Annotated in this window: 8 protein-coding genes; all 8 read right to left on the minus strand. The window is 53.3% G+C overall.

Annotation, left to right across the window (positions count from 1 at the left end; genetic code table 11):
* Window positions 1–164: 164 nt before the first annotated feature.
* The 8 genes from RWM61_RS09940 to RWM61_RS09975 all read right to left on the minus strand — a co-directional run bounded on the left by RWM61_RS09940 (window position 165) and on the right by RWM61_RS09975 (window position 12,363).
* The gene (locus RWM61_RS09940) at window positions 165–1,664 is read right to left on the minus strand and encodes an alpha-L-fucosidase (protein WP_314000162.1); all 1,500 of its coding nucleotides are present in this window, start codon (window positions 1,662–1,664) and stop codon (window positions 165–167) included.
* A 39-nt stretch (window positions 1,665–1,703) separates the two neighbouring features.
* Window positions 1,704–4,076 (minus strand): glycoside hydrolase family 95 protein, encoded by a 2,373-nt coding sequence (locus RWM61_RS09945; protein ID WP_314000164.1) that lies wholly within the window; start codon window positions 4,074–4,076, stop codon window positions 1,704–1,706.
* 72 nt (window positions 4,077–4,148) lie between these two features.
* Window positions 4,149–5,834: an ABC transporter substrate-binding protein gene (locus RWM61_RS09950; protein WP_314000166.1), complete on the minus strand. Its 1,686-nt coding sequence runs from the start codon at window positions 5,832–5,834 to the stop codon at window positions 4,149–4,151.
* Window positions 5,835–5,938: 104 nt separating this feature from the next.
* On the minus strand, window positions 5,939–6,835 hold the full coding sequence (locus tag RWM61_RS09955) for a carbohydrate ABC transporter permease (protein ID WP_314000168.1): 897 nt from the start codon (window positions 6,833–6,835) through the stop codon (window positions 5,939–5,941).
* A gap of 23 nt (window positions 6,836–6,858) precedes the next feature.
* Complete coding sequence (locus tag RWM61_RS09960) at window positions 6,859–7,668, minus strand: ABC transporter permease subunit (protein WP_314000178.1); 810 nt, start codon at window positions 7,666–7,668, stop codon at window positions 6,859–6,861.
* 377 nt (window positions 7,669–8,045) lie between these two features.
* On the minus strand, window positions 8,046–10,340 hold the full coding sequence (locus RWM61_RS09965) for a helix-turn-helix domain-containing protein (RefSeq protein ID WP_314000170.1): 2,295 nt from the start codon (window positions 10,338–10,340) through the stop codon (window positions 8,046–8,048).
* Between the two features lie 45 nt (window positions 10,341–10,385).
* Window positions 10,386–11,399 (minus strand): zinc-binding alcohol dehydrogenase family protein, encoded by a 1,014-nt coding sequence (locus tag RWM61_RS09970; RefSeq protein ID WP_314000172.1) that lies wholly within the window; start codon window positions 11,397–11,399, stop codon window positions 10,386–10,388.
* Between the two features lie 19 nt (window positions 11,400–11,418).
* On the minus strand, window positions 11,419–12,363 hold the full coding sequence (locus tag RWM61_RS09975) for an aldo/keto reductase (protein WP_314000174.1): 945 nt from the start codon (window positions 12,361–12,363) through the stop codon (window positions 11,419–11,421).
* Window positions 12,364–12,497: the final 134 nt, after the last annotated feature.

Here is a 12,497-nt window from a genome sequence, read left to right on the forward strand (position 1 = left end):
TTGTATTATTATCTTCACTGATAAACCAGCAGCGCTTACATATATTTTATCCGTTAATCCTCTCACCGTAAAAAGTGCTTGAACTATGACGAAGCGTGTTCAAAAAACACCTGTGTCGTTGCCCAACGGCAACGACATAGGCGTTGTTCTCAGCTTCGAGGCCCTTATTGTTCCAACCCGATTGCCAGGCAGTTGACGTACGGCGTCGGCCGCCGCTCCGGCAGCGAAACGACCAGCGCGCCGTAAGGCTGGTCGAACGCCACATCCCCCGCGCCGAGCAGCCGTACGGATTTAACTTTGTCTGCGGGCGTCAGACTCCGGATGACGGCTCGGTTGTCCTCCGGCCATCGCATCTGGAACGCGTAAAGCGTATTCCCCTTCTGCGTGAAACGGAAATCAGTCGCGTTCCAGTCCACTTGATCCTCTTTGAAGTGGTCGATCACCACGCGAGAATGGCCTTCTCCCGACACGCGGAACGGACGCGTGCCGTACACGCCCTCTCCGCACGTTGTGAACCATTTGGCCATTTCTTGGAGGATGTGGATGCACTCGTCGTCTATTGTGCCGTCCGGCTTCTGTGGAATGTTAAGGAGCAGATTGCCGTTCTTGGCGATAATGTCCACCAGGATTTCGATGACGTGCCCCGGCTTTTTATATACGCTCTTCACGTTGTAGAACCAGTCTCCGACGCACGTATCGGTCTGCCACGGAGCCGGCTTGATATCCGGCTCCTGACTGCGTTCGATATCGAGGACGCCGACGGAATAAATCTCCTTCCGGCGGTCTTTCTGGTTATAGACCGCACGATTCACGCCCCCGTTGGCCGCCGCGCTGGTGTTGTACAGATGAGCGACCGCATGGAGTCCCGCATCGAACGCCGGGTCTTCCAAGGAGACGTCCTTTTTATCCCATGAACTGGCAAACGGCAGCCCGCCGTCAGAATACAGGAGATCCGGCTGGTACCTGTCGATGACTTCCTTGATGACGTTGAACCAGCGTTGATGCCACCAAGGGTTGGACGTATACCAGGGATCCGCCGGATCGAACTGCTTCTTGTCCGGATGATAATGCTCCCGGTTCGGTAAATACAAATCTTCGTACCCGGTATCATTGCCGTCATAAGGGATGCCTGCGTAAGGGCCCTCCTTGTCCCGGCCTTTATTCCATTGATGCCAACTGAACGTCGCCCCGAGATGCTCGGTCAGGCCGAACGGCAGGCGGCGGCGGGAAGCGGCGTCCTTCCACAGTGCGACGATGTCTTTCTTCGGTCCCATGTTGACCGAGTTCCAGCGGTGGATTTTCGAATCGTAGTTGAAAAAGTTGTCGTGGTGCATGGCCTGGGCAACGAAATACTTGGCGCCGGCCGCCACATACAAGTCCATCAGCGCTTCCGGATCGAATTTCTCCGCTTTCCAGAGCTTTACAATGTCTTTGTAGCCGAATCTCGAAGGATGACCATAATGGCGGATATGGTACCGGTACTGGTCGGAACCTTCGTAATACAAGTTGCGGGCGTACCAATCCCCATACATGGGCACCGATTGGGCGCCCCAGTGAGACCAGATGCCGAGCTTGGCGTCCCGGAACCATTCGGGACACTCATACCGTCTCAACGATTCGAAAGCAGGATCAAAAGGACCTTTCGCAATAGTCATTTGCAGCATTGTTCAGCACCCCCCATCGTTGATAAGCGTTAAAATCTTTTAGAATGTAATCCGGTATTGCGCGCCCTGCACGGTCTCGAACCGGTATGCGCCGGCTTCGGAAATTTCCGCGGCGACAGCGTTTCCCCCCTCGGCGACACGGAACGCCTCCTTGGCGGCAACGGCGCACAGTCCGCCGTTATGCGAGACGATTTCCGCTTCGACCAGCCGGCCGCCGTCCCAGCTCAGGCTCACTTCGAATCCGCCGCGCGCGCGAAGGCCCTTGACGTACCCCTTCGGCCAAGCTTCAGGCAGTGCGGGCAACAGTTGAAGATAGCCTTGATGAGACTGCAGCAGCATTTCGGCAATGCCTGCCGTGGCGGCAAAGTTGCCGTCGATTTGGAACGGCGGATGCGCGTCGAACAGGTTGGCATAAACCCCGCCGCGATGATAGTTCTCCGGCTCGTCCTCCCTGACAAGCTTCAGCAGATTGGATAGGAGACGCAGAGAACGGTTGCCGTCTCCGAACCGGGCCCACAGCGCCACTTTCCAGCCGAGGCTCCAGCCTGTGCCTTCGTCCCCGCGCCGTTCGAGCGACTGCCTGGCAGCCGCGAACAGCTCCGGAGTCCCGCGCTCCGTCAATTGCCGGCCGGGATAGACGCCGAACAAATGGGAGACGTGACGGTGATGAACGTCTTCGTCCTCGAAATCCTTCGACCATTCCTGCAGCTGGCCATATTTGCCGATTTGCAGCGGCAGCAAACGTTCCTTCGCGGCGGTGAGCTCGTGCTTGAACGCCTCGTCGGCTTGCAATATTTCGGACGTTTCGATGCAATTCGTGAACAAATCCCAGATCAGGGAGAGGTCCATCGTGGTCGCGGCGCTGACGCCTGCGAGCCCGCCCTCTGTCCGGAACTTATGCTCCGGCGAGGTGGACGGCGACGTAATCAGCCGGCCGGTTCCGTCGTCGAACAGCCAATCCAGGCAGAAGAGCGCCGCCTCTTTCATGATCGGGTACGCTTTGTCGCGCAGGAACGCGGTGTCCCGGCTGAACGCATAATGCTCCCACAAATGCTGGCACAGCCAGACGCCGCCCATCGGCCAGCTCGCCCATACGGGATCGCCGTGCCCGAAGTCGCCCACGGGGCCCGTTTGCGCCCAAATATCGGAGTTATGATGGGCCGTCCAGCCGCGCGCGCCGTAATTGACCTCGGCGGTCTTGCTGCCGTTGTTCGCCAGGTTGGCGATAAATTCGAGCAGCGGTTCATGCAGTTCGGCCATATTGCACGTTTCCGCAGGCCAATAGTTCATTTCGGCGTTAATATTCAGCGTCCAGTTGCTGCTCCACGGCGGACGGGTTTCCTGGTTCCAGATTCCCTGCAAATTCGCCGGCTGGGTTCCGGGTCGGGAGCTTGCGATCATCAGATAGCGGCCATAGTAGAACAGCAGCTCGACGAGCCCAGGATCGTCCCCGCCGAACTCTGCGATCCGGCGGTCGGTCGGCAAATCGTCCGGCGCCAGGCTTTCTCCAAGCGACAGCTCCACCCGGTTGAACAGCTGCTTGTGATCGGAAATATGCGCCTCGCGCTGCGAATCGTAATTGTCCTGCGCCGCCCGCTCCAGAATGCCTTGCGCCACCGGTCCGGGATCCCGTCCGCCGCTGCCCGGTAACCGGTCATACCCGTTGAAGCTGGTGGCCGCGCCGACATACAGCGTGACGGTCGTCGCGCCGGTAATATGTATGCCGTCTTGGTCCACCTGCATCTTGCCGTCCTCTTGCCTTGCAAGCAAACGCCCTTCGAAGCGCATCGCTTCCGTACTGTCCGCATCACCGTATACGACGGGATGGCCCGAGCGGTAATAGTTCGGCCACACTTGCTCCGGAGCGGTGCCCTGCAGCACGAACTGCTCCCCCTCGGCCGACGTGCGGTAACGGAGCGGGCTGTCCAGCCGAGCGTGGAAGTTAAGCCTGCCGGGCACACTCGCCGAGATGCGAACGACAATGACTTGATCGGGATGGGATGCAAACACCTCCCGCGCATACCGCACCTCGCCGACCTGATACTCGACAAGCGAAAGTCCTTGCCCCATATCCAGTTCGCGACGGTACCCCTGGTAGAGGCCCCCATGTTCAAAATGAAGGCGCAAATCGCCCAAAGGCATATACGACTGGGTGTAGGTCCCCATCATCTCCTTGCTCATGCGGTCCGCCTCGATATACCGGCCTTGCTCGATGAGCCGGCGAATCTCCGGCAGGAGCTCTTTCGCCTTGGGATTGTTCCAATCCCTGGGGAATCCTGACCACAAGGTGTCTTCATTCAATTGAATGCGCTCGTTCTCCACGCCGCCGAAGACCATCGCGCCAAGCCGCCCGTTTCCTACCGGGAGCGCTTCCGTCCATATTTTCGCCGGCATGTGGTAATGAAGTTTCATAGTTTCCCTCCCGTTGTCGTCACCCATACACGCAAGCGCCTCTATTCTTGATAGAGACGCTTGCGACAACCTTTACTTGGATATGGTGGATGAATCATAAGCTTGCTGCATGATTTCCAGGTAACCTTTCAGGTTCAATGCGTCAAGACCTTTTACATAAGCGTCCCAATCCTTATCCAGGCTCTTGGCGCCCGTTACGAATTGCAGCGCGTTCTGATCGATGTAATCCTTGATGTTTGTTTGCATCATGCTTGCTTCATCCGCTCGAGTCGGGTCAAGCCAGAGCGCCCAGTGCGGGAGAACTTCTGCCGGCTCTTTGCCTTCATACAGGTAAGTGGCTTCCTGCAGGCGGCGTTCGTAACCGTCGCCGGCATAAATATCTTTGCCCTGAACCGCGGCGTCCCGGAAATCTTTGTGCTGGTTGTACTGTGCCATCGGACCCCAAAGGTTGCGCGGGGTTTCGCCGGTCTTCACCGGGATTTCGTAGTAAAGCGGTGTTGCCTGTTCATTAAGGGCAATTTCCCCTTCTTTCGGTTTCCGCCAGCCGATATTCTCTTCGCCGAAGATGCCTTGCAGCGTTCCTTCTTCCGTGTACAAATAATCCAGCATTTTGATCGCGGCAATCTGTGCTTCTTTGCTTGCTCTGTTCGTCAGTACGAACGTCGCGCCCGGGTCGATCGGGTAATTGAACGTCGCATACGAAGCATACGGCCCTTGCAGCGGAGCGATCGGATTGTAGTCTTTGCCGTATGGGCTGTCAGCAGCCGTATTTACGAAGATCGCAGGGTGCATGCCGGCGCCGGCGCCGAGCAGCTGCGCGTCGGCATTGTCGCCGATTTTCTTGTATGCTTCGGCGTTTTGCGTGAATGCGCCAGGATCGATCAGGCCCTCGTCGTACAGCGACTTGATGTAAGCCAGGCCTTCTTTCCATTCCGGCTTGTTAGCAGCCATGTCCACCTTGCCGTCCTTCATGACCAAATAGGTTCTGTCGTCGTCATAGATGAAGCCGTTCATCAGGTACGGAATGACGTGCACGCCGTATGGTTCGGTGGAACCGCTGAGCGGCACTTCATCAGCTTTACCGTTGCCGTTCGGATCCCCCGTCTTGAATGCTTTCAATACATTCTTAAATTCTTCGGTCGTTTTCGGCTCTTCGAGACCCAGTTGCTTCAGCCATTTCGTGTTGATCCACATTTTGTTCGGGTACGAACAGTGGAAGCACTCATTCAATCCCGTCAATCCATAGATTTTGCCGTCCGGCGCAGTATTCATCGCCTTGTAATATTCGTTTGTCTCAAGCGTTTCCTTGATGTTCGGCGCATACTGGTCGATCAGATCGTTCAGCGGAACGATTACACCTTGTTGGCCGAACTTCAGCAGGTCGGTTTGCGAGAATCTGTCCACCCACGGAATGAGCAGGTACAGGTCGGGATAGTCGCCGCTCGCAAGCGAGATTTGTCTTTTTTCGGCAGCACCATCGAACGGTACCGTTGTCCATTTGAAATTGATATTGAATTTTTGTTCAAGCAGTTTGGTGAAATTACTGGTTGCCAAGTCCGTGTCTGTACCCTGCTGCGCGAAGACAGAAATCGTAACCGGTTCGGATAATGCGGCGCCGTCTTCGCCGCCTGCATTTGCGCTGTTGCCGCCGGTATTGGCTGAGTCCGTTCCCGCATTTTCGCCGCCCTTCGAGCAGCCTGACAAGATCAGAATGAGAACCACAACACATGCAGCAAGGAATGTCCATTTTGTTTTCAAAGTAACCTCTCCCTTTTCGTCATAATTGTTCAACCCCCGCAATCAACGAACGAGTGCATAAAGTACACATCTACATATAACCCCCCCCTTCCAATAGTCCTCTATTATCCTTTGACGGAACCGATCAGCATGCCTTGGACGAAAAAGCGCTGCACGAACGGGTAGATAACCAGTACCGGCAGGCTTGCGACGACAATCAGCGAGTACTTCATGAGCTCGACCATTTGCTGTCTTCTTACCATTTCGCTGGCGTCAATGGTGCCTGTCCCATTATTGAGAATCAGGATGCTTCGCAGAATCAGCTGCAGCGGGTAGATCGACTGCGTCTTCAAGTAGATCAACGCATCGAAGTAAGCATTCCACTGCCCGACCGCGTACATCAGGGCTAAAACTGCAATGATCGGCTTGGCAAGCGGGATAATGACGCTGAAGATGAAACGCCAGTCGCTGCAGCCGTCAATTTCGGCAGCTTCGCTGAGCTCGTCGGGAATCGACGTCTGGAAAAACGTCCGCGCAATGATCACCTGCCAGACCCAAATCGCATTGGGAACCAGCAGCGCCCAGCGGGTGTCGATCATTCCCAACGACTTTACGACCAGGTAGGTCGGAATCAATCCGCCCGAGAAAAGCATTGTAAACGTAATGAAGATCATCAGCGGACTGCGGCCGAAAAATGTCTTCTTCGACAGCGGATAGGCGATCATAATCGTAAAGGCCACGCTGATCAGCGTACCGGAGACCGTATAGAACAGGGAGTTTGCATAGCCGCTCAACACCTGATCGTTCTTGAATACGGTCTTATAACCGTCGAGCGTGATGTCGATCGGCCACAGCCATACGCGGCCTGCCGATACGGCTTCAGGGCTGCTTATGGAAGAGCTCAGAATATAAACGAGCGGGTACAAGACCAGCAGCAAGATAATGGTCAAAAACAGATAAATCATGCCAAGGAAAATCCGGTCTCCCATCGATTCCCTGATTGTTTTTTGCTCGGCGGTCATAGACTTCCCTCCCTTCGTCAGCGTTACCATAGGCTGGTGCTGGAAGCTCGTTTCGCGATCGTGTTGACGACCAGCAGAAGAACAAGGTTCACCACGGAGTTGAACAGTCCGACTGCGGTTGCGAAGCTGTAATTGGCGTTCAGCAAACCGATCTTATACACATAAGTAGAAATAATCTCAGACGTAGACAAATTGAGCGGATTTTGCAGCAGATACATCTTCTCGAATCCGATCGCCATCATGTTGCCGACGCTCAGAATCAAAATAATGACGGCTGCCGGCATCAGACCGGGCAGGTCCACGTTTATAATTTTTTGAAAACGAGACGCGCCGTCGACTTTCGCCGCTTCGTAGAGGGAAGGATCGACGCCTGCGAGCGCTGCCAAGTAAATAACCGCCGAATAACCCGCCGATTGCCATACGTCGGAAAATACATAAACGGACCGGAACCATTTCGCATCGCCTAGAAAATTAACGGCTTCCATTCCGAAGGCGCTGAAGATCGTATTGACAATACCGAGCCGCGGAGCCAGGAAGAGCATAATAATCGACACCATAACGACGGTGGAAATGAAATACGGCGCATAGGTTACCATTTGAACGGTTCGTTTGAACCGGGCATTCTTGATTTCATTAAGCGCTAATGCGAGCAGGATCGGGATCGGGAAGCCGACCGCGAGCTGATAGAAGGAAATGTATAACGTGTTTTTAATCAAGGTAAAGAATGCCGGGTTTTGGAAAAACAATTCGAAATATTTGGTTCCTGCCCACGGACTGCCCCAAATCCCTTTGATTACGTTGTAATCCTTGAATGCTAGTATGGCGTTAGCCATCGGTACGTATTTGAAGATGAGAAAATAAAGTATCGGCGGAATCGCCAGCAAATACAGCTGCCAATGTCTCTTTAAACTCTTCTTCGCAGATGGCCATTGATGCGTCGTTTTTCCTTTGGATTTCAAAGCTTGTCGTTTCGTAGTGACTACCGTCTCCAGAACAACCACCCCCAAAATTATGTTCTCGGTGTTGTGCCAACTATATATGATAGCGCTTTCCTAGACTCATCTTAGGTCACCCGGCTTCTCTCCGTAAAGGTACACTTGGGTATTTACCGTACAATTCGCTCATATTGAGCAGCGTACATTTTTCCGTGCACCGTACATTTACCCGTTCTCTCGCAAACAAAAAAGAAACCTGTCCGAAGACAGGCCTGTCATTCATCGACCGATTGCCGGTACATGCTGGGCGATACGCCCCTAACCCTTTTAAACGCTCTTCGAAAAGAGTGCGCGCTGTTATACCCTACTTGGAACGCGATTTCATCAATCGTTAACCGGTTTTCGATTAACAAATCGGACGCTTTGCCGATCCTCGTTCTCTCCAAATAATCGGATAAGTTTTCACCGGTTTGCTCCCTAAAAAGCTGCGAAATATATTTTTCGGGACGGCCCACCGTTTCGGCGATCCGGTATAACGTCAGATCAGGGTCACCATATGATCTTTCGATAAAGCTGGTAATCTCATGCACCGTTTCGTGATGAAGATCGCTTTTTTTCTTGGCAATCCATCCACAAAATTGCTCCAGAATGCTCTCCAAGCTCCGCCTTACCTGCTCAATCCCGTCTGCCGGTTGGATGTGCACGATTTGATTTTGGACAGCCTCGGAAAACTCCGCATCCTGAAACGCCTTCTGATCAAGAAGCTTGAGCAGCGTGCCTTTCATCTCCCCGATCAGCTGCTCCGTCATTTCACGAGAAAGTTCTCTTTCGGTAAAATTCCGGTCGAAGATCTGGGCTACGATTCGTTTGCCTTCGTCGATTTCTCCGGCTTTGACCGTATTGAGCAGCCGGTGTTCCGTATCAATCGGATAATAATACACTGTCGTTTCCCTCATGGTGTCCTGAAACCAAACCGTGCCTTTCTCATCCAGATAAACGGCATAATCCATCGCCTGTGCGGCCTCGTCAAATGAGCGATTGATTTCGGAGAGCGTACGGTACAAACCGCCCATCGCCACGGTTACCGATATACGATAGTTGGCGTAAATCGATTCAACCAGCCGGGCAAGTTTTGTTTCGATCGCGTCCTTCCATCCGGAACCGGGCTCATGTTCCGAAGAGAAGAGAATCGTGATTTTATCCGAGCCCAGGTCGGTCATATGAAGGTCGGCGTCGATTTCATTTAACGTCTGTTTCACGATCAGGCGCGCCACACTGAGTTCTTCGATAATTTCTTTGCTGTCTATGCCGCCGTATCCGCTTATCTTGATGATGCTCGCATATCCGGATCTTCCGTCCAGTCCGAAGCCGATTTGGGAAGCAACGGCTTCCAATTCCTGAGGAGAATTAAATTCCCCTGCCAGCAGCCTTTTAATGAACGCATCCCTTAACAGCGGAATTTGGCTGTTCAATTCCGTTTGCAGCAATTTGTTGCTTACGATCAGATTCGAGATGTTGCCGGCCAGAAAATCATATTCATTTTTCATGTTGGCTGTATCCAGGCCGTTCTGTTCTTTGAATGCATTCAATAAGCGATTGATCGGCGCGCTGTTCCGATAGGCAAGCAGCAGGCCGATGATCAGGCCGGCCAGTGAAGCCGCCGCCGAGAGCGTCCATGTCATATACTTAATTTTGTTTGCCTTTTCCATTAATGCTTGTTTCGGTATGCCCGCCGTATACAACCAACCGGTCTTTTCGGATCGGATGGTGATAAGCAGGGTCCCGTTATCGAATCGACTCGTCTCTTTAATCTCGCCCGGCGAAGGCGCCAATTTTCTGATCTCCGATTCTTCAATGCCTTGAGATGTCAAGGTATTTCCCTTGCTATCGGTAATAAACGCCCAGCCGCCGTATTGGCTGGACACACTCTCAAGCAGACTGCCGATTTTCGTTTCGTCGATCAGCACGACTACGGTAGCTTGCGGATTCCGGAAGCTGTTAAGCGGCAAAGACTGTGCAAAGGTGAGTACCGATAAATCCCTTTTGCCCAGCTTAAAAGACCGAAGCGGCAATATCTCTTGCTCATGGGTCGCCTCCACAATCGTTTTTTTCCATTCTTCGAAAGACACGCCCGCGTATTGGTTAAGTTCGTAATAGTGCTCCGGCCGGAAATAAACGGAACCGGGAGTGACCACGACGTCATAATTGTTAAAGTATATATAGAAATTTTGCAGAAAATCATTCGTCTGGCTGTAATCCGCCACATCCCGCGCCATTTTCCATAAGCCATACACATTGTACGTTTCGCCCTGCTTCTTCTCGCTGATAAGCCGGTTCAAGTCCTGATTAATCGCCAATTGTTTGGTGAAACCTTCCACTTCCGCAAGTCTCCGCTCAAGAATTTCTTCGCTCTGCTTCAACAGCATCAAACTATTTTCAATTGAGCTGGATTGCGCAACGTCGATCGACGTCCGGTAAGACATATAACCGGCGATGTTCGGAATCAATAATAGGATGATATAGGATATTAAAAATCTTCTGAAAACAGATGAAAATTTGGCCGCCCTCATACGATCCCTCCATGGGTAGCGCTTGCATCGTTGGATAGCCGATGCTTAAATCTCCACCATCGCTTTAATCACTTTGGATTCCGGCTTTAGCCAGCTGTCGAAATGTCCGATCATCTCATCAAACGGAGCGCGATGAGTAATAAAGCTGCCGACATCGATCCGCCCGCCTCTCACCGCCTCCAGCACATGATTGAAATCCTCCGGAGTTGCGTTCCTGCTGCCCAGCAAAGTCAGCTCCCGTTTGTGAAATTCCGGGTCGTGGAAGGCAATATCCGCTTTGACCAGGCCCACATAAATCAGCTTGCCGCCGTGGGCAACATAGTGGAACGACTCTGTCATCGACCGTGCGTTCCCGGTTGCGTCAAACACGACGGTAGGATAATCGCCGTCCGTTAACGCGGCCAGCCGCTGCCCAGGCTCCTGCAGCGCATGGACGGTATGATCGACTTTCGCCCACTGACGGCAGAAGTCCAGCCGTTCGTCGTTTATATCCATCGCAATGACCCGCGCTCCATTATATTTGGCAAAAGCCATCACGCCGAGTCCAATGGGACCGGCGCCGATCACCAGCACCGTCTCATCCCGGCGGAGCTCTGACCTCCTCACCGCATGAGCACCGATGCTGAGAGGTTCCAGTACGGCCGTTTCGTCAAGCGTCAGGCCTTCCGTTTTGATCAAGTGTGAAACCGGAACCGTGATCATCTCCCTAAATCCGCCGTCGCTATGCACGCCGATCACCTTCATGCCCGTGCAGCAGTTCGTTTTGCCGTTGCGGCAGGCGATGCAGCGTCCGCAATGCATGTAGGGAATCACACAGACTTGATCCCCTTTCTTCAGGCCGTCGCCATTAGCCCCGATCTCTTCAACAATGCCGGCCAGTTCGTGCCCGAGTATCCTTGGATACGTGAAGAAAGGCTGGTTGCCTTTATAGGCATGCAGATCGGTTCCGCATATGCCGATCCGCTTGATCCGGATGATCGCCTCACCTTCCGCCAAAGAAGGCGGATCCATTTCGACAAGCTTCAGTTGACCGATTTGTTCGCAAACGATGCCCTTCATAACAAGCGCTCCTCTCCGGTTATGATTTCAAATTTTCGTTGTACTCCGGACGCCCGCTGACCCAGGTCCTATTATGGATGGGCGCCAATATGTCGAGAACTTCCTTGAGCAGAGCGCCGTCCATCGGCTCGTCCGTCCATTCGGCGTTCTTCCGGATATTGGCCGGATTGGCCGTACTGACGAGCGTGGTGGGGATGCGATCGTCGCCCGTCGAGAATTGAACGGCCAGCTTGGCGATGTCCGCGCCTTGTGCGGCGCAATAGTCGGCGGCCCTTTTGCAGGTGTCCTTCAACTCCCTGCCGGCAGGGTGCCATTCCGGCGTTCCGCGCGCGCTAAGCAGTCCCATGGACAGCGGGGATGCGTTGACGAGACCGACATGCTTCTCTTCGACCAGCGGCAGAAGGTCAAGCAGCGCCGTATCATTTAATGAGTAATGACAGTAGGAAATAATGGCATCGACGTCCACCTGGGGGAGTAACGTTTCGAACAAGGCGATCGGCAGTCCGCATATGCCTGTGTTTCGGATTTTCCCCTGTTTCTTCAATTCTTGCAGGGCAGGAATCGCTTCTTCCATTATGATCGCGGCGGGAACGAATTCAATATCGTGCAAGTACAGAATGTCCACGTAATCCGTGTTCAAACGCTGCAGGCTTTCTTCCACACTGCCGATAATCCGCCGACGCGAAAAATCAAACACATCCGCGCTATACCGTCCGGCTTTCGTGGACAACAGAAACTTATGCCTGGGAATCTGCTTGATCGCTTGGCCCAGCACCGTCTCCGCTTTTGTCAAGCCGTAATAAGGCGACACATCGATAAGGTTGATCCCCGCATCAATTGCTTCATGCACGGTGAAGATGCTTTCCGCTTCGTCAGTTTCACGGAAAACGGAGCCCAGTGAGGATGCTCCAAAGCTCAGTACGGAGACGTCCAGCCCGGTTTTACCGAGTTTTCTGTATTTCATGCGCAATCTCTCCATTCATAGGATGATATCGTCTTGACTTGCACTTCATTCCTTCATTGTACCAGCATAAATGAATAATAAACCCAAGTTTGGCGACATAATTTTCCAGCACCAGGCGTAGCAAGGCTTTCCGG

The sequence above is a fragment of the uncultured Paenibacillus sp. genome (assembly GCF_963515335.1).
Lineage (GTDB): Bacteria > Bacillota > Bacilli > Paenibacillales > Paenibacillaceae > Paenibacillus_I.

Bases quoted from the DNA above. Each gene is read 5' to 3' on its own strand.
- RWM61_RS09940 (WP_314000162.1), bottom strand. From the start codon at position 1,664: ATGCTGCAAATGACTATTGCGAAAGGTCCTTTTGATCCTGCTTTCGAA.
- RWM61_RS09945 (WP_314000164.1), bottom strand. From the start codon at position 4,076: ATGAAACTTCATTACCACATGCCGGCGAAAATATGGACGGAAGCGCTC.
- RWM61_RS09955 (WP_314000168.1), bottom strand. From the start codon at position 6,835: ATGACCGCCGAGCAAAAAACAATCAGGGAATCGATGGGAGACCGGATT.
- RWM61_RS09960 (WP_314000178.1), bottom strand. From the start codon at position 7,668: ATGGCTAACGCCATACTAGCATTCAAGGATTACAACGTAATCAAAGGG.
- RWM61_RS09965 (WP_314000170.1), bottom strand. From the start codon at position 10,340: ATGAGGGCGGCCAAATTTTCATCTGTTTTCAGAAGATTTTTAATATCC.
- RWM61_RS09970 (WP_314000172.1), bottom strand. From the start codon at position 11,399: ATGAAGGGCATCGTTTGCGAACAAATCGGTCAACTGAAGCTTGTCGAA.
- RWM61_RS09975 (WP_314000174.1), bottom strand. From the start codon at position 12,363: ATGAAATACAGAAAACTCGGTAAAACCGGGCTGGACGTCTCCGTACTG.